The 24191-nt window shown below is 70.4% G+C and carries 17 protein-coding genes and 1 pseudogene; 16 read left to right on the forward strand and 2 right to left on the reverse strand.

Annotated features, from left to right (window positions below; all coding sequences use genetic code 11):
• Positions 1-57: 57 nt before the first annotated feature.
• From ACT53Q_RS07685 to lpxC, 12 genes and pseudogenes are all read left to right on the forward strand, one after another.
• Entirely contained in the window at positions 58-1863 is a 1806-nt protein-coding gene (locus ACT53Q_RS07685) for a peptidoglycan D,D-transpeptidase FtsI family protein (RefSeq protein WP_476186342.1), read from the forward strand.
• The gene (locus ACT53Q_RS07690) at positions 1860-3353 is read left to right on the forward strand and encodes a UDP-N-acetylmuramoyl-L-alanyl-D-glutamate--2,6-diaminopimelate ligase (RefSeq protein ID WP_476186075.1); all 1494 of its coding nucleotides are present in this window, start codon (positions 1860-1862) and stop codon (positions 3351-3353) included. Before ACT53Q_RS07685 ends, ACT53Q_RS07690 begins: the two co-directional genes overlap by 4 nt.
• The gene (locus ACT53Q_RS07695; protein ID WP_476186076.1) at positions 3350-4744 is read left to right on the forward strand and encodes a UDP-N-acetylmuramoyl-tripeptide--D-alanyl-D-alanine ligase; all 1395 of its coding nucleotides are present in this window, start codon (positions 3350-3352) and stop codon (positions 4742-4744) included. The genes ACT53Q_RS07690 and ACT53Q_RS07695 overlap by 4 nt, the downstream gene beginning before the upstream one ends.
• A complete protein-coding gene (gene mraY, locus ACT53Q_RS07700) occupies positions 4734-5831 on the forward strand; it encodes a phospho-N-acetylmuramoyl-pentapeptide-transferase (protein ID WP_476186077.1) in 1098 nt (365 codons plus the stop codon). The genes ACT53Q_RS07695 and mraY overlap by 11 nt, the downstream gene beginning before the upstream one ends.
• Positions 5831-7201: a putative lipid II flippase FtsW gene (ftsW, locus tag ACT53Q_RS07705; RefSeq protein ID WP_476186078.1), complete on the forward strand. Its 1371-nt coding sequence runs from the start codon at positions 5831-5833 to the stop codon at positions 7199-7201. The genes mraY and ftsW overlap by 1 nt, the downstream gene beginning before the upstream one ends.
• Positions 7198-8286 (forward strand): annotated as a pseudogene (murG, locus tag ACT53Q_RS07710) (undecaprenyldiphospho-muramoylpentapeptide beta-N-acetylglucosaminyltransferase); the annotation flags it as partial. The gene ftsW and the pseudogene murG, both read left to right, overlap by 4 nt.
• 5 nt (positions 8287-8291) lie before the next feature.
• A complete protein-coding gene (gene murC, locus ACT53Q_RS07715) occupies positions 8292-9755 on the forward strand; it encodes a UDP-N-acetylmuramate--L-alanine ligase (RefSeq protein WP_476186079.1) in 1464 nt (487 codons plus the stop codon).
• The gene (locus ACT53Q_RS07720) at positions 9752-10735 is read left to right on the forward strand and encodes a D-alanine--D-alanine ligase (RefSeq protein WP_476186080.1); all 984 of its coding nucleotides are present in this window, start codon (positions 9752-9754) and stop codon (positions 10733-10735) included. Before murC ends, ACT53Q_RS07720 begins: the two co-directional genes overlap by 4 nt.
• A complete protein-coding gene (locus tag ACT53Q_RS07725; protein WP_476186081.1) occupies positions 10732-11469 on the forward strand; it encodes a cell division protein FtsQ/DivIB in 738 nt (245 codons plus the stop codon). Before ACT53Q_RS07720 ends, ACT53Q_RS07725 begins: the two co-directional genes overlap by 4 nt.
• Entirely contained in the window at positions 11466-12701 is a 1236-nt protein-coding gene (gene ftsA / locus ACT53Q_RS07730; RefSeq protein ID WP_476186082.1) for a cell division protein FtsA, read from the forward strand. Before ACT53Q_RS07725 ends, ftsA begins: the two co-directional genes overlap by 4 nt.
• A gap of 189 nt (positions 12702-12890) precedes the next feature.
• Complete coding sequence (gene ftsZ / locus ACT53Q_RS07735; RefSeq protein ID WP_476186083.1) at positions 12891-14132, forward strand: cell division protein FtsZ; 1242 nt, start codon at positions 12891-12893, stop codon at positions 14130-14132.
• Positions 14133-14373: 241 nt separating this feature from the next.
• Positions 14374-15282, forward strand: coding sequence for a UDP-3-O-acyl-N-acetylglucosamine deacetylase (gene lpxC, locus ACT53Q_RS07740; RefSeq protein WP_476186084.1), 909 nt, complete (start codon positions 14374-14376; stop codon positions 15280-15282).
• A 202-nt stretch (positions 15283-15484) separates the two neighbouring features.
• On the opposite strand, the gene ACT53Q_RS07745 is transcribed toward lpxC, so the two are convergent.
• A complete protein-coding gene (locus ACT53Q_RS07745) occupies positions 15485-15958 on the reverse strand; it encodes a DciA family protein (RefSeq protein WP_476186085.1) in 474 nt (157 codons plus the stop codon).
• Positions 15959-16103: 145 nt separating this feature from the next.
• Between ACT53Q_RS07745 and ACT53Q_RS07750 the strand changes: the two genes are divergently transcribed.
• The 4 genes from ACT53Q_RS07750 (at position 16104) to ACT53Q_RS07765 (ending at position 22172) form a co-directional block, all read left to right on the forward strand.
• Positions 16104-16973, forward strand: a complete 870-nt coding sequence (locus ACT53Q_RS07750; protein WP_476186343.1) for a M23 family metallopeptidase — start codon at positions 16104-16106, stop codon at positions 16971-16973.
• Positions 16974-17114: 141 nt separating this feature from the next.
• Positions 17115-19841, forward strand: coding sequence for a preprotein translocase subunit SecA (secA, locus tag ACT53Q_RS07755; protein ID WP_476186086.1), 2727 nt, complete (start codon positions 17115-17117; stop codon positions 19839-19841).
• Positions 19842-19974: 133 nt separating this feature from the next.
• Positions 19975-20973: a Nudix family hydrolase gene (locus tag ACT53Q_RS07760; protein WP_476186087.1), complete on the forward strand. Its 999-nt coding sequence runs from the start codon at positions 19975-19977 to the stop codon at positions 20971-20973.
• Between the two features lie 41 nt (positions 20974-21014).
• Entirely contained in the window at positions 21015-22172 is a 1158-nt protein-coding gene (locus ACT53Q_RS07765) for a dipeptidase (RefSeq protein ID WP_476186088.1), read from the forward strand.
• 287 nt (positions 22173-22459) lie between these two features.
• On the opposite strand, the gene dnaG is transcribed toward ACT53Q_RS07765, so the two are convergent.
• Positions 22460-24190 (reverse strand): DNA primase, encoded by a 1731-nt coding sequence (gene dnaG, locus ACT53Q_RS07770; RefSeq protein ID WP_476186089.1) that lies wholly within the window; start codon positions 24188-24190, stop codon positions 22460-22462.
• Position 24191 lies beyond the last annotated feature (1 nt).

The following is a 24191-nucleotide window of genomic DNA, read 5'->3' on the forward strand; positions in this document are numbered from 1 at the left end:
GACCGTCGCGGCCCGGCGCCGCGCGGCCGCGCGCGTTTCGACCTGCGCGGTCGCCTGATGCTGGTGGCCGGCGCGATGGGCGTCTGCGCGCTGGCGCTGGTGGCCCGTGCGGTCGACCTGCAACTGGTGCGCAACGAGTTCTACCGCAAGCAGGGCGACGAGCGCTTCCTGCGCGAAGTGATCATCCCGACCTCGCGCGGCATGATCACCGACCGCAACGGCGAGCCGCTGGCGGTGTCCACGCCGGTGGAATCGATCTGGGCCACGCCGCAGGAAGTGCTGAAGTCGCCCGAGCGCATCCCGGCGCTGGCAGCGGCGCTGGGCATCGACGCCGAGACCCTGCGCACCCGGCTGATCCAGCGCAAGGCGAAGGAATTCGTCTACCTCAAGCGCCGCATCAACCCGGCCGAGGCGCGGCGCATCCTCGCGCTCGGCATCCCGGGCGTGGCCTCGCAGCGCGAATACCGCCGCTTCTACCCGCAGGGCGAAGCGATGGCGCACGTGCTGGGCTTCACCAACGTCGACGACCACGGCCAGGAAGGGCTGGAGTACGCCTACGAGCGCGTGCTCGCCGGCCGTCCCGGCCTGAAGCGCGTGATCCGCGATCGCCACGGCCGCACGGTGGAGGAGGTTGATCTCGTGCGTCCGGCCGAACCGGGCCAGAACATCACCCTCACCATCGATCGCCGCATCCAGTTCCTCGCCTACCGCGAACTGAAGCAGGCGATGGACGACACCCATTCGGTGAGTGGATCGGCGGTGGTGCTGGACGTCGCCACCGGCGAAGTGCTGGCGATGGCCAACCTGCCGTCGTTCAACCCGAACGCGATCAGCCTCGGCACCCGCGACGCGCACCGCAACCGCGCGGTGACGGACGTGATCGAACCGGGCTCGACGATGAAGCCGCTCACCGTCGCCGCGGCGCTGGAAGCCGGCGTCATCACGCCGCACACGATCTTCGACACCAACCCGGGCTGGATTCCGAACGGCCGCTGGAAGACCACCGACACGCACAACTACGGCGTGCTCGACACCACCGGCGTGATCCGCAAGAGCTCCAACGTGGGCTCGGCGAAGATCGCGATGCGCCTGAGCAAGGACCAGATGTACGGCTTCTACAGCCGCTTCGGTTACGGCGCGACCACCGGCAGCGGGTTCCCGGGCGAAAGCCCCGGCGACCTGCCGAAGCCGGAGGACTGGAGCGGCACCACCAAGCAGGCGATGGCCTACGGCTACGGCGTGAGCGTCACGCCGCTGCAGATCGCGCGCGCCTACGCCGCGATCGGCAACGGCGGCCGCTCGGTCGTGCCGACGTTCGTGAAGGGCGAGGCGGGCGAGAGCCGGCAGGTCCTCGATCCGGCCATCGCCGCCGAAGTGCTGCGCATGATGCAGACCGTGACCGAGCCCGGCGGCACCGCCACCCAGGCGGCGATCCTCGGCTACCACGTCGCCGGCAAGACCGGCACCGCGCGCATCAACGCCAACGGCGTGTACTCCAAGCGCTACAACGCGTTCTTCGCCGGACTGGTGCCGGTCGACCACCCGCGCTTCGCGATGGTCGTGGTGCTGAAGGACCCGGATCCGACGCTGGGCTACACCGGCGGCCTGGTGTCCGCGCCGGTGTTCCACAACGTGATGGAAGGCGCACTGCGGCTGATGGACGTCCCGCCGGACGACATCGATACCTGGCTGGCCGCGCAGACCCGCGTCGACGCGCGCCGCGCGCCGCCGGTGGTGCAGGCCGCCGCCGCGCGTCCGGTCGCGCCGATGCCGGTTTCGTTGCCGATGCCCGCGCCGGCTGCGCCCGCGCCGGCACTGCCCGCTGCGCTCGACGCCGTGCCGGCCGCGGGAGGTGCGCGATGAGCCGCCGCATGCTCCTCGCCGCGCTGCTGCCCGACGTCACCGGCATTCCGGGTGGTCTGGTGATCGCCGGGCTGGTGCAGGACAGCCGTGCCGTGCGCCCGGGCGATGCGTTCGTCGCGATCGCCGGCTTCGGGGCGCACGGGCTGAACTTCGTCGCGCAGGCCGAAGCTTCCGGCGCCGCCGTCGTGCTGTGCGAAGCGCCGGTGCCGACCGAATTCGCCGAAGTCGTCGAGTCGGCGCGCGTCCCGGTGATCGCGGTGCCGCGGCTGCGTGCGCGGCTCGGCACACTCGCCGACCGCTTCCACGAGGCGCCGTCGCGCACGGTGACCACCGTCGGCGTCACCGGCACCAACGGCAAGACCTCCACCGTGCAGCTGATTGCGCAGGCGTGGACGCTGCAGGGCCGCGTCGCCGGCACCATCGGCACGCTCGGCGCCGGGCTGTACGGCCAGGTCGAACCCACGGGCTTCACCACGCCGCTGGTGTTGCGCACGCACGCCTTGCTCGCCGAGCTGCGCGATGCTGGGGCGCAGGCGGTGGCGATGGAAGTCAGTTCGCACGCGCTCGACCAGGGCCGCGTCGACGGCGTGCATTTCGCGGTCGCGGTGTTCACCAACCTCACCCGTGATCATCTCGACTACCACGGCACGATGGATGCCTACGGCGAGGCCAAGGCGAAGCTGTTCGCGTGGCCGGATCTCGGCGCCGCAGTGCTGAACCTCGACGACCCCCATGGCCATGCACTGTTCGACGCCGTGCGGGCGCGCGATGCGGTGCCCGCGATCGGCGTCAGCGCGCGTGGCGAGGCAGATGCGACGCTGCGCGCCGAGGACATCGTGCTCGACCTCGCCGGCATCGCCTTCACGCTGTACGTCGGTGGCGAAGCGCATCCCGTGCGTTCGCCGCTGCTCGGCCGTTTCTACGTCGACAACCTGCTGGCGGTGGCCGGTGTGCTGCATGCGCAGGGCGAAACGCCTGCGACGATCGCCGGCCTGCTGTCGCAGCTCGCGCCGGTGCACGGCCGCATGAATCGCCTCGGCGGCGACGGCGGCCGTCCGCTGGTCGTGGTCGACTACGCGCACACGCCGGACGCGTTGGCGCAGGCGCTCGACGCGCTGCGTGCGCATGCGCAGGGTCGCGTGATCTGCGTGTTCGGCTGCGGCGGCGACCGCGATGCCGGCAAGCGTCCGCAGATGGCGGCGATCGCCGAAGCGTATGCCGACGTCGTCTTCGTCACCGACGACAACCCGCGCACCGAGGACGGCGACGCGATCGTGGCCGACATCCTCGCCGGCTTCGTCGATACCGCGAAGGTGCAGGTCGTGCGCGACCGCGGCGCGGCGATCGCGCAGGCGGTGGCGGAAGCGCAGGCGGGCGACCTCGTGCTGATCGCCGGCAAGGGCCACGAGCCCTACCAGGAAATCCACGGCGTGCAGCATCCGTTCGACGACACCGAGGTCGCGCGCGCGGCCCTGGAGGCGCGGGCATGACGCCGATGACGCTCTCCCGCATCGCGCAGGCCACCGGCGGCCGTCTCGTCGGCGACGACCGCACGATCGACGCGCTGGTCACCGACACCCGTCGCCTCGACGCGTCGGGCGCGCCTCTGTTCGTCGCCCTGCGCGGCGAGCACTTCGACGGCAACGACTACGTCGCGCAGGCGGCCGAACGCGGCGCGGCGGCGGCGCTGGTGTCGCGCGAGGCCGACGTCGCGATCCCGCAGGTCGTCGTCGCCGACACCGAGCGCGCGCTGGCGGCGCTGGCCGCATCGGTGCAGCGCGGTCGCAAGACGAAGGTGCTCGCCGTCACCGGCAGCAACGGCAAGACCAGCGTGAAGACGCTGGTGTCGGCGATCCTCGAAGCCGCCGCGCCCGGCCGCGCGTACCACACGCCCGGCAACCGCAACAACGAGATCGGCCTGCCGCTGGCGGTACTCGACGCGCCCGACGACGCGCTGTTCGCGATCTACGAGATGGGCGCCGGCAAGCCGGGCGACATCGCGTATCTCACCGACATCGTCCGTCCGGATGCGTCGCTGGTGAACAACATCGCGCCGGCGCACCTGGAGCGCATGGGCAGCCTGCTCGGCATCGCCGACACCAAGGCCGCGATCTACGACGCGCTGCCCGAAGGCGGCGCCGCCGCGATCAATGCCGACGACGCGTTTTCGCCGTATTTCGCGGCACGCGCGCACGGTCGGCGCCAGCTGCGTTTCGCGCTCGACGTCGATGCCGACCTCACCGCGCGCGACATCGCGCTGGCGGCGGACGGCTCGCAGTTCGTGCTGGTGACGCCGGAAGGCGAGGCCGCCATCGCGCTGGCGATGCCAGGCCGCCACAACGTGTCGAACGCGCTGGCCGCGGCCGCGCTGGCGATGGGCGTGGGCATTCCGCTCGCCGCGATCGCCGCGGGCCTCAACGCCGCGCGCCCGGTCGGCGGCCGGCTCAACGTGCACGCGCTGCCCGGCGGCGCGACGCTGATCGACGACAGCTACAACGCGAATCCCGGCTCGCTGCAGGCGGCGATCGACACGCTGTCCGCGGTCGGTGGCGAGCGCTGGCTGGTGATCGGCGACATGCGCGAACTCGGCGCGGACGCCGCGGCGCTGCACGTCGACGTGGGTCGTCGCGCGAAGGCCGCGAGCATCGCGCGGCTGTATGCGCTGGGCCCGCTCAGCGCGGGTGCGGCCGACGCCTTCGGGGAAGGCGGCCGGACGTTCGACACCCACGCCGCGCTGGCGACGGCGCTGCGTGCGGATCTTGCCGGCGTGACGAGTTCGCCGCGCGTGCTGGTGAAGGGGTCGCGCGGCAGCGCGATGGACAGAATCGTGAACGACATCCTCGCCGGCGGCGGGGACGGGGGAAACATCCATGCTGCTTGAGCTGACCCGCTGGCTGGAAACCTTGCAGCGCCATTTCGGCCTGTTCGGCTACCTCACCTTCCGCGGCATCCTCGCCGCGCTGACCTCGCTCGGCCTGTCGCTGTGGTGGGGCCCGGCGGTGATCGCGCGGCTGGCGAAGCTCAAGGGCGGCCAGCCGATCCGCAAGGACGGCCCGCAGTCGCATTTCTCCAAGGCCGGCACGCCGACGATGGGCGGCGCGCTGATCCTGCTGACGATCCTCGCCTCGGTGCTGCTGTGGGGCGACCTGCGCAACCGCTACGTGTGGGTGGTGCTGGTGACGATGATCGCCTTCGGCTGGATCGGCTGGTGGGACGACTGGATCAAGATCGTCAAGCGCGATCCCAACGGCATGCGCTCGCGCACCAAGTATGCGCTGCAGTCGCTGTTCGGCCTCGCCGCCGGCCTGTTCCTGTACTACACCGCCGACGTGCAGTCGGCGACGACGCTCTACATCCCGTTCTTCAAGAACGTGGCGCTGCCGCTGGTGGGCGTGGGCGGCGCGATCTTCTTCGTCACCGTCGCGTACTTCTGGGTGGTCGGCTTCTCGAACGCGGTCAACCTCACCGACGGCCTCGACGGCCTCGCGATCATGCCGACGGTGCTGGTCGCCTGCGCGCTGGGCGTGTTCGCGTATGCCTCGGGCAACGCGGTGTTCTCGGAATACCTGAAGATCCCGGCGGTGCCCGGCGCAGGCGAGCTGGTGATCATCTGCGCCGCGATCGCCGGCGCCGGCCTCGGCTTCCTGTGGTTCAACACCTATCCGGCGATGGTGTTCATGGGCGACATCGGCGCGCTGGCGCTGGGCGCGGTGCTCGGCCTGGTCGCGGTGATCGTGCGCCAGGAACTCATCCTCGTCGTGATGGGCGGCATCTTCGTGATCGAGACGCTGTCGGTGATGATCCAGGTCGCCTCGTTCAAGCTCACCGGCAAGCGCGTGTTCAAGATGGCGCCGATCCACCACCACTTCGAGCTGAAGGGCTGGCCGGAGCCGCGCGTGATCGTGCGCTTCTGGATCATTTCGGTGGTGCTGGTCCTCGTCGGCCTCGCCACGCTGAAGGTGCGCTGATGGCGAACGCCTCCCTCCTCCCGCGCTTCGGGTTCGGCCAGCAGGCGACGCGTCTCGACGCGTTGCCCGGCCGTTACGATCCGTGGCTGCTCGGCGCGATCGTCGCGATCGCCTGCCTCGGGATGGTCATGGTGGCGTCCAGTTCGATCGCGATCGGCGAGAGCCTGCACGTCGGCCCGTACTACTTCCTGGTCAAGCACCTGATCTTCCTCGTGCTGGGCGCGGGCGTCGCCGGCTGGCTGATGCGCACCGAGCTCAAGAGCATCGAGCAGCGCGACCACCTGCTGCTGGTGCTGTGCTTCGTGCTGCTGATCGCGGTGTTCCTGCCCGGTGTCGGCCGCACCATCAACGGTGCGCGGCGCTGGCTCAACCTCGGCCTCACCACGTTCCAGGCGGTGGAAGCGGTGAAGTCGATGTACATCGTGTGGCTGGCCAGTTACCTCGTGCGCTTCCGCGACGAGGTGAACGCGACCTGGGGCGCGATGCTCAAGCCGCTGGGCGTGGCGGTGGCGCTGGTGGCGCTGCTGATCCTGCAGCCGGACTTCGGCTCGCTGTCGCTGATCCTCGCGATCACCGCGGGCATGCTGGTGCTCGGCGGCGTGCACCTGCCGCGGATGTTCGGCCCGGTGCTGGTCGGGCTGCCGGTGCTGGCCGCGATCGCGATCGCCGAGCCGTACCGCGTGCTGCGCCTGACCTCGTTCCTCGATCCGTTCCGCGACCCGTTCGGCAGCGGCTACCAGCTCAGCAACGCGCTGATGGCGATCGGCCGCGGCGAATGGTTCGGCGTCGGCCTCGGCGGCTCGGTGCAGAAGCTGGACTTCCTGCCCGAGGCGAACACCGACTTCATCCTCGCGGTCATCGCCGAGGAACTGGGTTTCGCCGGCGTGTGCGCGGTGATCGCGCTGTACACGCTGCTGGTCGGGCGCGCGTTCTGGATCGGCCTCAAGTGCGTGGAGATGCGCCGCCATTTCGCCGGCTACTGCGCGTTCGGCGTCGGCCTGTGGATGGGGCTGCAGAGCTTCGTGTCGATCGGCGTGAACCTCGGGCTGCTGCCGACGAAGGGCCTGACCCTGCCGCTGATTTCCTACGGCGGCTCCAGCGTGCTCGGCACCTGCGCCGCGCTCGGCCTGCTGCTGCGCGTGTCGTACGAACTGGATCGCGCCGAGCGCCAGGTCGCGCGCCTGCGCGGCGAGGCCGCGCAGAGCTACGCCGGCCCGATGCCCGAGACGGCGCAGCCGCCGCTCGCGACGCCGCCGGCCAACGCCGCGAAGCCCGGTGCCGCGACGACGGCGCCCGCGACCGCCAATGCCGCGCGCGGCACCAGCCGCCTGCGCGACCGCGTCGAACCGACTTTCGGGAGGCGCGCATGAACGCGACGTCTCCGCAGACGACTTCGCAGGCGCCGGTGCTGATCCTCGCCGGCGGCACCGGCGGCCACATCTTCCCCGGGCTCGCGGTCGCGGCCGCGCTGCGCGCGCGCGACGTGCCGGTGCTGTGGCTCGGCGCTGACGGCGGCATGGAAACCCGGCTGGTGCCGCAACATGGTGTCGAGATCGAAACCATCGCCATCTCCGGCGTGCGCGGCAAGGGCATCGGCACGCTGCTGCGCGCGCCGTTCCGCGTGCTGTCGGCGATCCGCGCCGCCGGTCGCGTGCTCAAGGCGCACAAGCCGCGCGCCGTCGTCAGCTTCGGCGGCTTCGCCGCGGGCCCGGGTGGCATCGCCGCGGTGCTGGCGCGGGTGCCGCTGCTGGTGCACGAACAGAACCGCGCGCCGGGCCTGACCAACCGCGTGCTGGCCCGCTTCGCCCGTCGCGTGCTCTGCGGTTTCCCCGATGCCTTCCCGGGCAAGGAAACCGTGGTCGGCAATCCGGTGCGAAGCGTGATTGCCGCCGTGCCGCCGCCGCGCGAACGCTTCGCCGGTCGTGATGGCCCGATGCGCGTGCTCGTGCTCGGCGGCAGCCAGGGCGCGCGCGCGCTCAACGAGGCGATGCCGAAGGCGATCGCGCAGTTGCAGGGCGCGGGCGTCGACGTGCGCCACCAGTGCGGCGAGAAGCTGCGCGACGACACCGCGCGCGCCTACGAAGCGGCCGGCGTGCCGGTGTCGATCGAACCGTTCATCGCCGACATGGCGGCGGCCTACGCCTGGGCCGACATCGTGGTCTGTCGCGCCGGCGCGCTGACGCTGGCCGAACTGTGCGCCGTCGGCGTCGGCGGCCTGCTGGTGCCGCTGCCGACCGCGGTCGACGACCACCAGACCAAGAATGCCCAGTACGTCGCCCAGCGCCGTGCCGGGGTCGTGCTGAAGCAGGACGATCAGCTCGTTCCGAAACTGGCCATGGAGCTGCGCAATCTGGTGCTGGATCCGGATCGCCGCCTGTTCATGGCCGATGCCGCACGTTCGCTGGCGAAGGTCGATGCCGCCGAACGCGTGGCCGATGCCGTGCTCGAGGAGGCCCGCGCATGATCCGTCGTCTGCTCGACGCGAAGGATGTTTCCAAGGCGGATTTCGCCAAACTTTTTCCGCGCGTGCATTTCGTGGGCATCGGCGGCGCCGGCATGAGCGGCATTGCCGAAGTGCTGTGCACGCTGGGCTACCAGGTCTCCGGCTCGGACAACGCCGACAACGCGACCACGCGCCGGCTCGCCGCGCTCGGCGCCACCGTCTCGCGCGGCCACGCCGCGGCGAACGTGCTCGGCGCGGACTGCGTGGTGGTGTCCAGCGCGATCAAGCGCGACAACCCCGAATGGATGGAAGCGCGTGCGCAGCGCATCCCGGTGGTGCCGCGCGCCGAGATGCTCGCGGAACTGATGCGCTTCCGCCGCGGCATCGCGATCGCCGGCACCCACGGCAAGACCACCACGACCTCGCTTACCGCGAGTGTGCTGGGCGAGGCCGGGCTCGACCCGACCTTCGTCATCGGCGGCCAACTGCTCGCCGCCGGCGCCAACGCGCGCCTCGGCAGCGGCGACTGGCTGGTGGCCGAGGCCGACGAGAGCGACGGCAGCTTCCTGCGCCTGAATCCGCTGGTCGCGGTCGTCACCAACATCGACGCCGACCATCTCGAGAACTACGGCGGCGACTTCGCGCGCGTGAAGGCCGCGTTCTCCGAATTCCTGCATCGGCTGCCGTTCTACGGTCTCGCCGTGCTGTGCATCGATGACGCCGAGGTCGCGGCGCTGGCCGCGGACATGCCGCGCCACGTCATCACCTACGGATTCGACGCCAAGGCCGATGTGCGCGCGGAGGACGTCGAGCAGGCCGGCCCGGCGATGCGCTTCACGCTGTGCCTGCCCGACGGCTCGCGCACGCCGACGACGCTGGCGCTGCCCGGTCGCCACAACGTGCAGAACGCGCTGGCCGCGGCGACGATCGGCTGGCAGCTCGGCGTCGCGCCGGAGGTCATCGCGCGCGCGCTGGAGAAGTTCGCCGGCATCGGCCGCCGCTTCAACCTGCTCGCCGAACTGCGCACCGCGCAGGGCGCGGCGGTGCAGCTGGTCGACGACTACGGCCACCATCCGAAGGAACTCGACGCGGTGTTCAAGGCCGCGCGCGGCGGCTGGCCGGATCGTCGCCTCGTGGTCGCGTTCCAGCCGCATCGCTACAGCCGCACGCGCGATCTGTTCGACGATTTCGCCGCGGTGCTGTCGAACGTCGACGCGCTGGTGCTGACCGAGATCTACCCGGCCGGCGAAGCGCCGATCGCCGGTGCCGACGCCAAGTCGCTGGCGCGCAGCATCCGTGCGCGCGGCCGCATCGACCCGGTCGTGGTCGGCAGCGCGGCCGAACTCGCCGCCGTGCTGCCCGACGTGCTTCGCGACGGCGACCTGCTGCTGATGATGGGCGCCGGCGACATCGGTGCCGCCGCGCAGCAGCTCGCCGCGCAGGGCTTCCCTTCCGAACGCGCCGCGGAGACGACGCCGTGACCGCCGTGCCCGCCGCCCGCTTCACCGATCCCGCCGTGTTCGGCCGCGTCGCCGTGCTCATGGGCGGCAGCAGCGCCGAGCGCGAGGTGTCGCTGGACTCCGGCCGCAACGTGCTCGCCGCGCTGCGCGCTCGCGGCGTCGATGCGCACGCCGTCGACGGCATCCCGGCGCTGATCCAGGCGCTGGCGACGCCGACCGAGGCGCGCTTCGATCGCGTGTTCAACATCCTCCATGGCAACAAGGGCGGCGGCGAGGACGGCGTGCTGCAGGGCGCGCTGGAGGCGCTGGGCGTGCCGTACACCGGCTCCGGCGTGCTCGGCTCCGCGCTGACGATGGACAAGATCCGCACCAAGCAGGTGTGGATGAGCGAAGGCCTGCCGACGCCGAAATTCGTGCGCCTGCGCGCGGGCGACGACATGGCGGCGGCGGCGCGTGCGCTCGGTCTGCCGGTGTTCGTGAAGCCTGCGTGCGAAGGCTCCAGCGTGGGCGTGTTCCGCATCCTCGCCGAAAGCGATCTCGCGCAGGCCGAGGCGTTCGCCGCGACCTATGCCGGCGAGCTGCTGATGGAACAGATGGTGCAGGGCGAGGAATTCACCGTCGGCATCTTCGGCGACCTCGCGCTGCCGTCGATCCGCATCGTGCCGGCGGGCGAGTGGTACGACTACCACGCCAAGTACATCGCCGACGACACCCAGTACCTGTGCCCCGGCCTCGACGGTGACGACGAAGCCGCGATCCGCGACCTCGCGCTGCGCGCGTTCCGTGCCGCCGCGTGCAGCGGCTGGGGCCGCGTCGACGTGATGCGCGATCGCCGCCTCGGTTTCATGCTGATCGAAGTGAACACCGCGCCGGGCATGACCAGCCATTCGCTGGTGCCGAAGGCCGCGCGCCAGATCGGCATCGGCTTCGAGGACCTGTGCTGGCGCATTCTTGAAACCACGCTCGTCGAAACCACGCTCCCGGAGGCCGCCGCGCGATGAAGGCGTTCCTGCGACTGCTCGCGTGGGTGCTGGCGCTGACGCTCGTCGCGCTGCCGATCGTGGCCGTCATCCAGGGCTGGGCCGGCACCGAGCGCTGGCCGCTGCGCACGGTGAAGGTCGAGGGCCGGCTGACCCGCGTCACCGACGCGCAGATCGTCGCCGCCGTGCTGCCGCACGCGCGCCGCGGCTTCTTCGCCGTGCGCCTGGAAGACGCGCGCGCCGCGGTCGCCGCGCTGCCGTGGGTCGAGCACGCCGAGGTGCGCAAGCAGTGGCCGGACAAGCTGGTGGTGACGATCGAGGAACACCGCCCGTTCGCGTGGTGGGGCGCCGATCGCCTGCTCTCCGAGCGCGGTCGCATCTTCCCGGCGAAGGGCGTGTCCGTGCCGGACGGCTTGCCGCGTTTCGATGGTCCGGAAACGCGCATCGCGGATCTGGTGCGGCTGTACAACGAATCGCGCGCCGCGTTCGCGTCGACCGGGCTGGACGTGCGCACGTTGCGCCTCGACAAACGCGGCAGCTGGTCGCTGACGCTCTCCAACGACGCCGAACTGCTGGTCGGCCGCGACGACGCGAAGCTGCGGCTGCAGCGCTTCGCGCGCCTGCTGCCGCGGCTGGAAGCGCCGCAGGGCGAGACGCTCGGTCGCGCCGACCTCCGCTACACCAACGGCTTCGCGCTCACGTGGCGACCGGCTCCCGCGCCGGCCCCCGAAGCGCAGGCGCAGGACAGGACATGAACCGCAAAGGCGACAAATCGCTGATCGTCGGCCTCGACATCGGCACCTCGAAGATCGTGGCGCTGGTGGGCGAGTACGCCCCCGGCAACCCGGTCGAGGTCATCGGCATCGGCACGCACGAATCGCGCGGGCTCAAGCGCGGCGTGGTCGTGGACATCGAGTCGACGGTGCAGTCGATCCAGCGTGCGGTCGAGGAAGCCGAGCTGATGGCCGGCTGCGAGATCCGTTCGGTCTATGCGTCGATCTCGGGCAACCACGTGCAGTGCCGCAATTCGCCGGGCATCGTGCCGATCCGCGATGGCGAGGTCAGCTACCAGGACCTCGATCGCGTTCTGGAAGCGGCGAAGGCCGTGGCGATCCCGGCCGACCAGAAGATCCTGCACGCGATCCCGCGCGACTACGTGCTGGACGACTCGCAGGAAGGCATCCGCAATCCGGTCGGCATGACCGGCGTGCGCCTCGAAGTGCATGCGCACCTCGTGGTCTGCGCGCAGTCGGCGGCGGCCAACATCAGCAAGTGCGTGCAGCGCTGCGGCCTGCAGGTGGACGACTTGATCTTCTCTGCGCTGGCCTCCAGTACCGCGGTGCTGACCAGCGACGAGCGCGAGCTGGGCGTGGTGCTGGTCGACATCGGCGCCGGCACCACCGACATTGCGGTGTTCGTGCACGGCGCGATCTGCCACACGGCGTCGCTGCCGATCGCCGGCGACCACGTCACCAACGACATCGCGCACATGCTGCGCACGCCCACGCCCGAGGCCGAGCAGATCAAGGTCCGCTACGCCTGCGCGCTCGCGCAGCTGGCGACTGCCGAGGAAAGCATCCAGGTGCCCAGCGTCGGCGATCGCCCGCCGCGCCGTCTGCCGCGGCATGCGCTGGCGCAGGCGGTGCAGGGTCGCTACGAGGAGATCTTCGAGATGGTGCAGGCCGAACTGCGCCGCTCGGGCTTCGAGGAACTGGTCCGCGCCGGCATGGTGCTGACCGGCGGCGCCGCGAAGATGGAAGGCGTGGTCGAACTGGCCGAGGAAATGCTGCAGATGCCGGTGCGCGTGGGCATCCCGCAGCACGTCAGCGGCCTCGGCGAAGTGGTGGGCAACCCGGTGCACGCCACCGGTGTCGGCCTGCTGCTGATGGGCAGCCAGATCGAGCATCCGCGCCGCCCGGTGATCCCGGCCGGCCGTGCGGTCGGCCTGTTCAACAAGGTGCGGACCTGGTTCAAGGGAGAGTTTTGACCGGCGCGTCCCCCGGCGCATCGGTCGCGGCTTCGGAAAGCGGTTTCGGCAATCGGTCAAGAACACTGTTTTGAAAGTGGCTTCAGGACGATTCGGAAAGACGGTTCACGAAGGCGGAGCGGCAAACGGTTTCACGGCAACACGCGATCCAGACAACAGCTTCATACATAACTAGACGAGGACACGGACATGGCATTTTTCGAACTGGTGGAAAAGATGGCGCCGAACGCGGTCATCAAGGTCGTGGGCGTGGGCGGCGGCGGCGGCAACGCGGTCGCGCACATGGTCAACGGCTGCATCGAGGGCGTGGAGTTCATCACCGCGAACACCGATTCGCAGGCGATCAAGAACTGTGGCGCCAAGCTCCAGCTGCAGCTCGGCAGCAACGTCACCAAGGGCCTGGGTGCGGGCGCGAATCCGGAAGTCGGCCGCCAGGCTGCGCTGGAAGACCGCGAACGCATCATGGACGCCCTGCAGGGCGCCGACATGGTGTTCATCACCGCGGGCATGGGCGGCGGCACCGGCACCGGCGCCGCGCCGGTCGTGGCCCAGCTGGCGAAGGAGATGGGCATCCTGACCGTCGCCGTCGTCACCAAGCCGTTCCCGTTCGAGGGCCGCCGCCGCATGCAGGTGGCGCTGAAGGGCATCGAGGAACTGTCGCAGCACTGCGACTCGCTGATCACGATCCCGAACGAGAAGCTGATCACCGTCCTCGGCCGCAACGCGACCATGATCCAGGCGTTCCGCGCCGCCAACGACGTGCTGCAGGGCGCGGTGCAGGGCATCGCCGACCTGATCGTGCGCCCGGGCCTGATCAACGTCGACTTCGCCGACGTGCGCACCGTCATGTCCGAGATGGGCCTGGCGATGATGGGCACCGGTTCCGCCCGCGGCGACGACCGCGCGCAGGCCGCCGCCGAATCGGCGATCAACAACCCGCTGCTGGACGACGTCAACCTGGCCGGCGCCAACGGCATCCTGGTCAACATCACCGCCGGCCCGGACTTCACGATGGCCGAGTTCGACGAGGTCGGCCGCACCATCGAGAACTTCGCCTCGGAAGACGCGACCGTGGTCATCGGTACCGTGCTCGACCCGGAGATGCAGGACGAGGTGAAGGTCACGGTGGTCGCCACCGGCCTGAACCGCGCGGTCTCGCGCCAGTCGGTGCGCACCCAGGACCGCGACGAGGGCTACGCCCAGGCGCGCCGTCCGCAGGTGCAGTTGATCAACACCCAGGGCCGTCGCGACGGCACCACCGGGATGATGATCGACGAGCCGATGGCGTCGGTGTCGCCGGGTGCGGGCATCGCCGCCCACCTGCGCGGCCGCGGCCCGGCCGATGCCGGCCAGGCGCCGGCCGCCGCCGATTTCGGCAGCGACAGCAGCTACCTGGACATCCCGGCGTTCCTGCGCCGGCAGGCGGATTGATCCGCGCCGGCGACCGTTCGCCAGCGGTCGTCGGCGACATTGCCGTGTCCCTTTCCGCCGGACTCCGGTCCGGCGGACTTTTCCGTCGGCGTCGGTGGCGATACCACACGGTTGTTGCACCGCGGAAACAGACCGTCGCTTCCGTTCAGATTCAGCTTCCTGCGTGCTAATCTCGGCCTCCGTTCGCAGGCGAATTCCTGCATTTCCCGTCTCTCCCGACGCGCAGGCACCCGACACTCCCATGGCCCGGCAACGCACCCTCCGCAACACGATCCGCGCCACCGGTGTGGGCCTGCACAGCGGCGAGAAGGTGTACCTGACCCTGAGACCTGCACCGGTCGATGCCGGCATCGTGTTCCGCCGCGTGGACCTGGATCCGGTCGTCGAGATTCCCGCCCGCGCCGACCTCGTCACCGAGACCATGCTCTGCACCGGCCTGTCGCGCGATGGTGGCAAGGCGATGACGGTCGAGCACCTGATGTCCGCGCTCGCCGGCCTCGGCGTCGACAACGTCTACATCGATCTGTCCGCGCCCGAAGTGCCGATCATGGACGGCTCCTCCGGCCCGTTCGTGTTCCTGCTGCAGTCCGCCGGCATCGCCGAGCAGAACGCGCCCAAGCGCTTCATGCGCATCGTGAAACCCGTGGAAGTGCGCGACGGCGACAAGGTCGCCCGGTTCGAGCCCTACGACGGCTTCCGCCTCGGGTTCACCGTCGAATTCAACCACCCGGCCATCCCGGCGTCGCAGTCGCGCGCGGTGGTCGAGTTCTCCACCGAGCGCTACATCCGCGAAGTCAGCCGCGCCCGCACCTTCGGGTTCATGCGCGACCTCGAGTTCATGCGTGAGCGCAACCTCGGCCTCGGCGGTTCGATGGACAACGCCATCGTGCTGGACGAGTTCCGCGTGCTCAACGACGACGGCCTGCGCTACGCCGACGAGTTCGTTCGCCACAAGATCCTCGACGCCGTCGGCGATCTGTACCTCGCCGGCCACCCGATCCTCGGCGCCTACGAGGGCTTCAAGTCGGGCCACGCCCTCAACAACAAGCTGGTCCGCGCCCTGCTCGCCGAGCAGTCGGCCTGGGAGTTCGCGACCTTCCCGGACGACGCGCCGGTCCCGGTCGTCTACGGCGCCCCGGCTCTGGCCTGAGCCCATGCGGGCGGTGGCCCGGGAACCTGAACGGATCGTGGGGATTGCCCGATCCGTGACTCCGACCCGGGCGTTTCACCAAAACTTAACGAAAAAGCCCCGCATTTCTTAACCCCCGGGTCCGATGCGGCCGGTAGCATGCCCGCTCGTGCCCGATCGGCCGGCCTTCCCCCCACAGCGGCAGGCCCCGGGCAGAGCCGCCTCAGGGCGGGTCCCCCTGCGCAGGTTCATCGCGGGCGGCGAGGGCAGCCGCGAAGGCTTCGCGCGCGGCAGCCGAAAGGGGAAGTGCGGTCGTCGTGGTCGACGTGCCGGTGCTTCGCGGCCGCATCGCCTGCGGTCCGGACGCCGTGCGCACCACCAGGTCGTGTACTTCCAGTCCGAGGGAGCGGGCTGCTTCGAGCAGGACGGTGGCGGTCAGGCGCATCCGCGCGTGCCACACCGGTGCATCCACGAGGTACACGAGCCTTCCGCGGTCGATGTTCGCCAGGCGCGCATGCGCGGCGAGTTGCGGCGGAAGGTGGGGACGGAGTTGCTGATCCAGCGCGTCCAGCCACAGCGCCCGCCGCAGCGAATGCGTGCCCGGGTCGCTGGCGTCGGTGCCCAGCAGGGCGTCGAACGCATCCCGCGGTTGCGCGGGGCGCGAGGCCGGAGGCGACGGGGATCGTGAACGAGACATGAGACCGATGACTGTACACAGCTTCCTCCAGCTTGCGCAGCGCCATGCGATGACCGCCGCGCACGCCGTTCAGGCCACCGCGACGCACACATGGGCGCGGCTGCGTCCGCTGTCGCTGCGCGCACTGGCCGCGGGCCGCCGCGCGATGCGCGAACAGCCGGCCTACGCCGCCGTCGCGCTGCTCACCCTTGGCGCGGTGATGGGCACCTTCGCCCAGAGCTGGCTGCGCGACGCCCAGTTCGACAGGCTGAAGGCCGACGTCGTGGCCCAGCGCGACGGCCTGCGCAACACCCGGCTCGAAGCCCAGCGCGAAGTGAACGCGCTCGCGGCCCGGCTCGGCGAACTGCAGGCCGAGGCCAACCGCCTGAACGCGCTCGGCGAGCGCCTGACCCGCGTCGCCCAGCTCGGCGACGGCGAGTTCGACTTCGACAAGCCGGTCGGCGTCGGCGGCGCCGGCCCGGTGCACGACCTGCCGGCCACCGACCTGCGCAGCGGGCTCGACAGCCTCGGCACCCAGCTGCATCGCGCCGGCGGCCAGCTCTCGGTCCTCGAGGCGCTGCTGTTCAACCGCGAACTCGACCGCAACGCGACCCCGTCGCGGGCGCCGGTCGCGCACAGCTACATCACCTCCGGTTTCGGCGGCCGCGCCGACCCGTTCGGCGGCGGCGGCCAGTTCCACAAGGGCATCGATTTCGACGCCAACACCGGCGATCCGGTGCTGGCCGTGGCCGACGGCGTGGTCACCTTCGCCGGCGTCCGCAACGGCTACGGCAACGTGATCGAGGTCGACCACGGCAACGGCTACGTCACCCGCTACGCGCACAACTCCCGGCTGATCGGCCAGGTCGGCGACCTCGTCCGCCGCGGGCAGGAGATCGCCAAGGCCGGCTCGACCGGTCGTTCCACCGGTGCCCACGTGCACTTCGAGGTCTGGGAAAACGGGGCCGTCGTCAACCCGAACCAGTTCCTGGGCGATGCCGGCGCCACCGCCGCGCGCCCGGCCGCGAAAGGCTGACCGCCGGGGGTTGATACCCCCGGGCTCCGGCACCAAGTACAATCGGCTGTTGCGGAGGGGCGCGCTGCGCCCCTTTTTGTTGCCGACGACCGCCCGGACGGCGGATGCGGCCCGATTCCTCCTTCGATCATTTCCCGACCCATGTTCAATCGCCTGTTGACCAGCATCTTCGGCAGCCGCAACGACCGTCTGGTCAAGCAGCTCGGCGGCATCGTCAAGAAGATCAACGCCCTCGAGCCGCAGATGCAGGCGCTGTCCGACGCCGAACTCCAGGCGAAGACGCCGGAATTCCGGCAGCGGGTCGAGAACGGCGAGGCGCTCGACAAGCTGCTGCCGGAGGCCTTCGCGGTCTGCCGCGAGGCGTCGAAGCGCGTGCTGGGCATGCGCCACTACGACGTGCAGATGATCGGCGGCATGGTGCTGCACCTGGGCAAGATCGCCGAGATGCGCACCGGCGAAGGCAAGACCCTCGTCGCGACCCTGCCGGTCTACCTCAACGCGCTGCAGGGCAAGGGCGTGCACGTGGTGACGGTGAACGACTACCTCGCCCGCCGCGACTCGGCGTGGATGGGTCGCCTGTACAACTGGCTGGGGCTTTCGGTCGGCGTGGTCTTCCCGGGCATGCCGCATTCGGACAAGCACGCCGCCTACGCCGCGGACATCACCTACGGCACCAACAACGAATTCGGCTTCGACTACCTGCGCGACAACATGGCGCTGTCGAAGGAAGACCGCTACCAGCGCGGCCTGCACTACGCGATCGTCGACGAGGTCGACTCGATCCTGATCGACGAGGCCCGCACGCCGCTGATCATCTCCGGTCCGGCCGACGAATCGCCGGAGCTCTACGTCAAGGTCAACCGCATCGTGCCGCAGCTCAAGCGGCAGGACGTGGAAGACGGCGTCGGCGACTACTGGGTCGACGAGAAGGGCAAGCAGGTGCACCTGTCCGAAGCGGGCCAGGAGCACGCCGAGGACCTGCTGCGCCGCGCCGGCATCCTCGAAGGCGAGGACAGCCTCTACGCCGCGCACAACATCCACGTCGTGCACCACCTCAACGCCGCGATGCGCGCGCATGCGCTGTTCCAGCGCGACGTCGACTACATCGTGCGCGACGGCGAAGTGGTGATCGTCGACGAATTCACCGGCCGCACGCTGGCGGGCCGCCGCTGGTCCGACGGCCTGCACCAGGCGGTCGAGGCGAAGGAAGGCGTGCCGGTGCAGCGCGAGAACCAGACGCTCGCCAGCATCACCTTCCAGAACCTGTTCCGCATGTACGGCAAGCTCTCGGGCATGACCGGCACCGCGGACACCGAAGCCTACGAATTCCAGAGCATCTACGGCCTGGAAGTGGTGGTGATCCCGACCCATCGCCCGATGGTACGCAAGGACCATCCCGACGCCGTGTTCCTCAACCGCGCCGGCAAGTTCCGCGCGGTCATCGGCGAGATCAAGGATGCGAACGCCAAGGGCCAGCCGGTGCTGGTCGGCACCACGTCGATCGAAGTCTCCGAGATGCTGTCCGAGCAGCTGAACGCCGCTGGCATCCCGCATGAAGTCCTCAACGCCAAGCAGCACGAACGCGAGGCGCACATCGTCGCGCAGGCCGGTCGCCCGGGCGCGGTGACCATCGCCACCAACATGGCCGGCCGCGGCACCGACATCGTGCTGGGCGGTTCGCTGGAAGCCGAACTCCAGGCGCTGGAGGCCGAGCAGGGCGGCGAACTCGACGAGGCCACCCGCCAGCGCATCAAGGCCGAGTGGCAGCAGCGCCACGACGCCGTGAAGGCCTCGGGCGGCCTGCACATCGTCGGCACCGAACGCCACGAATCGCGCCGCATCGACAACCAGCTGCGCGGTCGTTCCGGCCGCCAGGGCGACCCGGGCTCGTCGCGCTTCTACCTGTCGCTGGAAGACACGCTGATGCGCATCTTCGCCGCCGACTGGGTGCAGCGGATGATGGCGCGCATGGGCCTGAAGGAAGACGACATCATCGAAAGCCCGCTGGTGACGAAGCAGATCGCCGGCGCGCAGCGCAAGGTCGAGGCCCACAACTTCGACATCCGCAAGAACCTGCTCGACTTCGACGACGTCAACAACGACCAGCGCAAGGTGATCTATCGCCAGCGCGACGACCTGCTCGAAGCCGACAGCGTGAAGGCGAACATCGACGGTATCCGCGGCGACGTGGTGGCCGACCTGGTCGACCGCTTCGTGCCGCCGGATTCGATCGACGAGCAGTGGGACCTCAAGGGCCTGGAATCCGAGCTCGCGGCCGAATTCGGCCTGCAGCTGCCGGTCGCCGAACACGTCCTCGCGCAGAAGGAAATCGACGCCACCGGCATCGCGCGCTACGTGCAGGACGCGGTGGCGAAGGTGTTCGAGGACAAGGAAGCGGCGGTCGGCGAAGAGACGATGCGCATGCTCGAGAAGCACATCATGCTGACCGTGCTCGACCAGAGCTGGAAGGAGCACCTCGGCCGCATGGACTACCTGCGTCAGGGCATCCACCTGCGCGGCTACGCGCAGAAGCAGCCGAAGCAGGAGTACAAGAAGGAAGCGTTCGAGCTGTTCAGCGAGATGCTGGAGAAGGTCAAGCGCGAGGTCGTGTCGCTGCTGGCCCGCGTGCGCATCCGCACCGAAGACGAGATCGCGCAGGCCGAAGCCGCCGAGCGTGCCCGCGCCGAGGCGCTGGCGCGGCAGATGCAGTTCCAGCATGCCGACACCGGCGGCTACGGCAGCGACGAGGAAGCGGGCTCGCCCGATTACCAGCTCGCCGACGACAGCCTGCCGAAGGTCGGCCGCAACGACCCGTGCCCCTGCGGTTCGGGCAAGAAGTACAAGCACTGCCACGGCCAGCTGGCCTGACCGTCGCGATGCCGACACCCGGAAACGCCCGCGCAAGCGGGCGTTTTCCGTTCCGGTCCGCGATGGTCTTGCCGCGGACATGCCGGGCCGGTAAAACGGAGCGCGCACGGATCCTGCGCCATCCACATTCCGCATGAGCGACCCCGATCGAAGTCGACCCGAGAAACGCATCCACGTCGTCGCCGGCGTGATCACCGACGCGCGCGGCCGCATCCTGCTGGCGCGCCGCACCGAAGGCCGCGATCTCGCCGGCCTGTGGGAATTCCCCGGCGGCAAGGTCGATCCGGACGAGACGCCGGAGCAGGCGCTGGTGCGCGAGCTGCGCGAGGAACTCGGCATCGAAGCGCGCGTCGGCGCGCCGGTGATCGCGGTGCCGCAGCGCTACCCGCACAAGCGGCTGTGCCTGGACGTGCGCCGCATCGCGTCGTGGACCGGCACGGTGAAGGGGCTCGATGGCCAGGCGCTGGTGTGGGCGCCGCCGCACAAGCTCGCCAGCTACGCGATGCCCGACGCCGATCGCCCGGTGGTCGCCGCACTGCGTCAGCCGGCGCATTACCTGATCACGCCCGAACCGGGCGACGACGACGGCGCCTGGCGCGATCGCCTACGCGCCGCGCTCGATGCCGGCGTGCGTCGCGTGCAGTTGCGCGCGCCCGCACTGGCGGCGGCCGTGCCCGCGCGCTGGCGCGCATTGGTCGAAGCCGCGGTCGCCGACATCCGCGCCGTCGACGGCGAGGCGCTGGTGAACGACGACCTCGCGCTCGCCGACGTGCTCGGCATCGGCGTGCATCTCCCGGCGCGGCGCCTGCGGACGCTGGCCGCACGACCGCTGCCGCCGGATCGCCCGGTGATCGCCTCCTGCCACGACCTCGACGAACTGCGCCATGCGCAGGCGCTGGGCTGCGACGCCGCGGTGCTGGGGCCGGTGCTGCCGACGGCGTCTCATCCCGGGGCGCCGGGCATCGGCTGGGAGGCGTTCGCGACCTTCCGCGAAGACGTCGCCCTGCCGATCTACGCCATCGGCGGCCTGGGCCGCGGCGATCTCGACCTCGCGCGCACGCACGGCGCGCAGGGTATCGCCGCGATCCGCGGCCTGTGGCCGGACGCGCCCGGCGGTCGGCGCCGGCGCTAGACTCGCGTGACCGGGCGCCTCGCGCCCCGCCGGAGACGCGCATGGCCACGCGACGCGAGCTGTTGAAGGGATTGGGAGGCGCCGCGGTCGCCGTCGCCTTTGCGGGATCCGCTGTCGCCGCACGTGCCCCGGGCACCGCCGGCGCGACGCGGCGCGCGTGGCCACGCTACGGCAACGCGCCGGTGATCGACGGTGCCGGCGGCGTGAACCTGCTCTGGTACGGGCCCGACGATCCGGCGGTGCCGGGCGAGCTCGCGGCGATCCGCGCCTCCGGCCTCACCGCCGTCGTGCTGACGCTGGCGCCGTCGGGGCGCTTCTGGCTCGACGACGCGGCGTTCGGGAAGACGAAGGCGAACTTCGACGCCTGGCAGGGGATCGTCGCGCGGTATCCGGACCACCTGACCATGATCCGCACCGCGGACGATCTCGACCGCGCGCGCCGCGAACAGCGCCTCGGCCTGATCTGCACGTTCCAGGGCACGGAGTCGCTGGGCGAGGACCTCGATCGCCTGACGATGTTCCGCGAACGCGGCCTGCGCGTGCTGCAGCTCACCCACAACCGCCGCAATCTGGTCGGTGACGGCTGCATGGAGCCGGGCAACGCCGGCCTCAGCAATTTCGGCCATGAAGTCATTGCGCGCATCGAGGCGGAGAAGATCGTGCTCGATCTCGCCCACGGCGCGCCGCGCACGATGGCCGAAGGCATCGCGACCGCACGGCGACCGATGCTGATCAGCCACACCGGCTGCCGCGCGCTGGCCGACCTGCCGCGCAACACCGACGACGCCACGCTGCGCGCGCTGGCCGACAAGGGCGGCGTCGCCGGCATGATCTTCTGGCCCTACCTGCGCACCGACACGCAGCCGATGGCGGAGGACGTGATCCGCCACATCGAGCACGCGATCGACGTCGCCGGCGAGGACCACGTCGGCCTCGGCACCGACAGCGGGGTCGCGCCGATCGCGCGCACGCCGGAATTCGAGAAGGACAATCGCGAGTGGGTCGCGGCCTCGGTCGCCGACGGCATCTTCGGGCCCGGCCGCCCGCCGGATCTCTACACCTTCATTCCCGATCTCAACCAGGCCGATCGTTTCGACAGGCTTGCGTTCCTGCTGTCGAAACGCGGTCACTCCGACGCGCGCATCGAGAAAGTCCTCGGCGCGAACTTCGCGCGGGTGATGCGCGAGGTGTGGGGCTGACGGCGCGGCGGTGACACGCGATCGCTGAAACGAAATGGTCGGCGGGCGCGGCGCGCGGGGCGGCCGTTCGCGTCTGGACGTCGGACCCCGCAGCCGGACAGGTGCATCCGTCGGCGTTGCGCAGCTGGGGAAGGGGCAGCGGGCGCCTTGGGGGTGCGGGTCCATCGTCCGCGGCGATCGGCATCCTGCCGAGGCCGCCCGGGCGCTGCCGCGCCCGCCGTGGAGACAAGATCGCATCGGGCCATCTCATGGACTGCGACCTCGCGGACGTGGCCGCGAGTGACGGCTCAGCGCGCGGGTTGCAGTTTCGTCTGCAGCAGCGCGCGCAATTCCGCCTTGTCGCCGTCGTCGAGGCCGACCTCGCCGTGCTTCGCCTGCAGCTCGTCGATCCGCTGCTGCAGGGTCTGCCGTTCCAGCTGCGCCATCGCGTCGAGGAATTCGTCGCGCCACTTGGCTTCCTCGCCGGGCATCGCCTGCATCGCGAGTTTCTGCAGCGCGGCGCCTTCCTCGCGTTCAGTGAAATGCTCCAGCAGCGCGCCGGTGGTGATCTCGGGCCGTTCGCGCACCAGCGTCACCAGCTCCGACAGCAGGGCGACGCCCGGTTGGCGCAGGGCGCTGAAGGTGTACGGCGGCTGCAGCTCGAGCGCGAGCGCCGGTTGCTGCAGCAGCAGCGCGATCGCGCTGCGCACGAGGCTGCGCTTCTGCGTCTGCGCGGGCGGCAGGCGCGGGCGCGCGGGCGGCGGCGCGGGTGCGCCGGTGCGCGCGGCGCCGACGCCGGTGAGTTCGGTCAGTCGCTGGCGCATGAGGTCGCCGAACGCGCCGTCGGGAATCTGCGCGAGCAGCGGCTTCGCGCGTTCGGCCATGCGCGCCTTGCCGTCGAGCGTGCCGAGGTTCACGTCCTTCGCGAGGTCGTCGTAGAAGAACTGCGACAGCGGCACCGCCTGCGCCAGCCGCGCGTCGAAGCCTTCGCGGCCTTCGCTGCGCACCAGCGTGTCGGGATCCTCGCCATCGGGCAGGAACAGGAAGAACGCCTGGCGGCCGTCCTTCATGCGCGGTAGTACCGATTCCATCGCCTTGCCTGCGGCGCGGCGGCCGGCGGCGTCGCCGTCGAAACAGAAGTACACATCGGGCGCGTTGCGGAACAGCAGCTCGGCGTGGTCGGGCGTAGTCGCGGTGCCCAGCGTCGCCACCGCCTGCGCGACACCGTGCTGGAACAGCGCGATCACGTCCATGTAGCCTTCGACGACGATCAGCCGTTCGATCTTGGTGTTCGCCTGTCGCACCTGCCACAGGCCGTAGAGTTCGCGGCCCTTGTGGAACAGCGCGGTCTCGGGCGAGTTGAGGTATTTCGGGCCGTCGTCCTTCTCCAGCACGCGGCCGCCGAACGCGATCGTGCGCCCGCGGCGATCGTGGATCGGGAACATCACCCGGTCGCGGAACTTGTCGTAGACGTGGCCCTTGTCGTTCTTCGAGAACAGGCCGACGCGCTCCAGCAGCTTCATCCGGCGCTCGTCGGTGCCGAGCGCGTCCTTCAGCGCCGAATAGCCGTCCGGCGCGTAACCGAGGCCGAACTGCGCGCGGATCTCCGCGCTCACGCCGCGACGCTCGAAATACGCCAGCGCCTTCGGCGAGGCGGCGAGCTGCTTCTGGAAGAACTTGTTCGCCGCTTCCAGCGCCGCGTACTGGTCGATGCTGTCGGGATTGACGTTGCGCTGCTGCGTGTCGCGCGGCACTTCCATGCCGACGCGCTTGGCCAGTTCGTCCACCGCGTCGAGGAATTCGAGGCGGTCGTAGTTCATCAGGAAGCTGATCGCGGTGCCGTGCGCGCCGCAGCCGAAGCAGTGGTAGAACTGCTTGGTCGGCGACACCGTGAACGACGGCGAGCGCTCGTCGTGGAACGGACAGCGCGCCGAATACTCGCGCCCCTGCCGCTTGAGCGGCACGCGCGACCCGATCAGCTCGACGATGTCCGTGCGCGCCAGCAGATCGTCGATGAAGGCGTCGGGGATGCGGGCCATG

Source organism: Lysobacter sp. DMC97 (genome assembly GCF_056313745.1).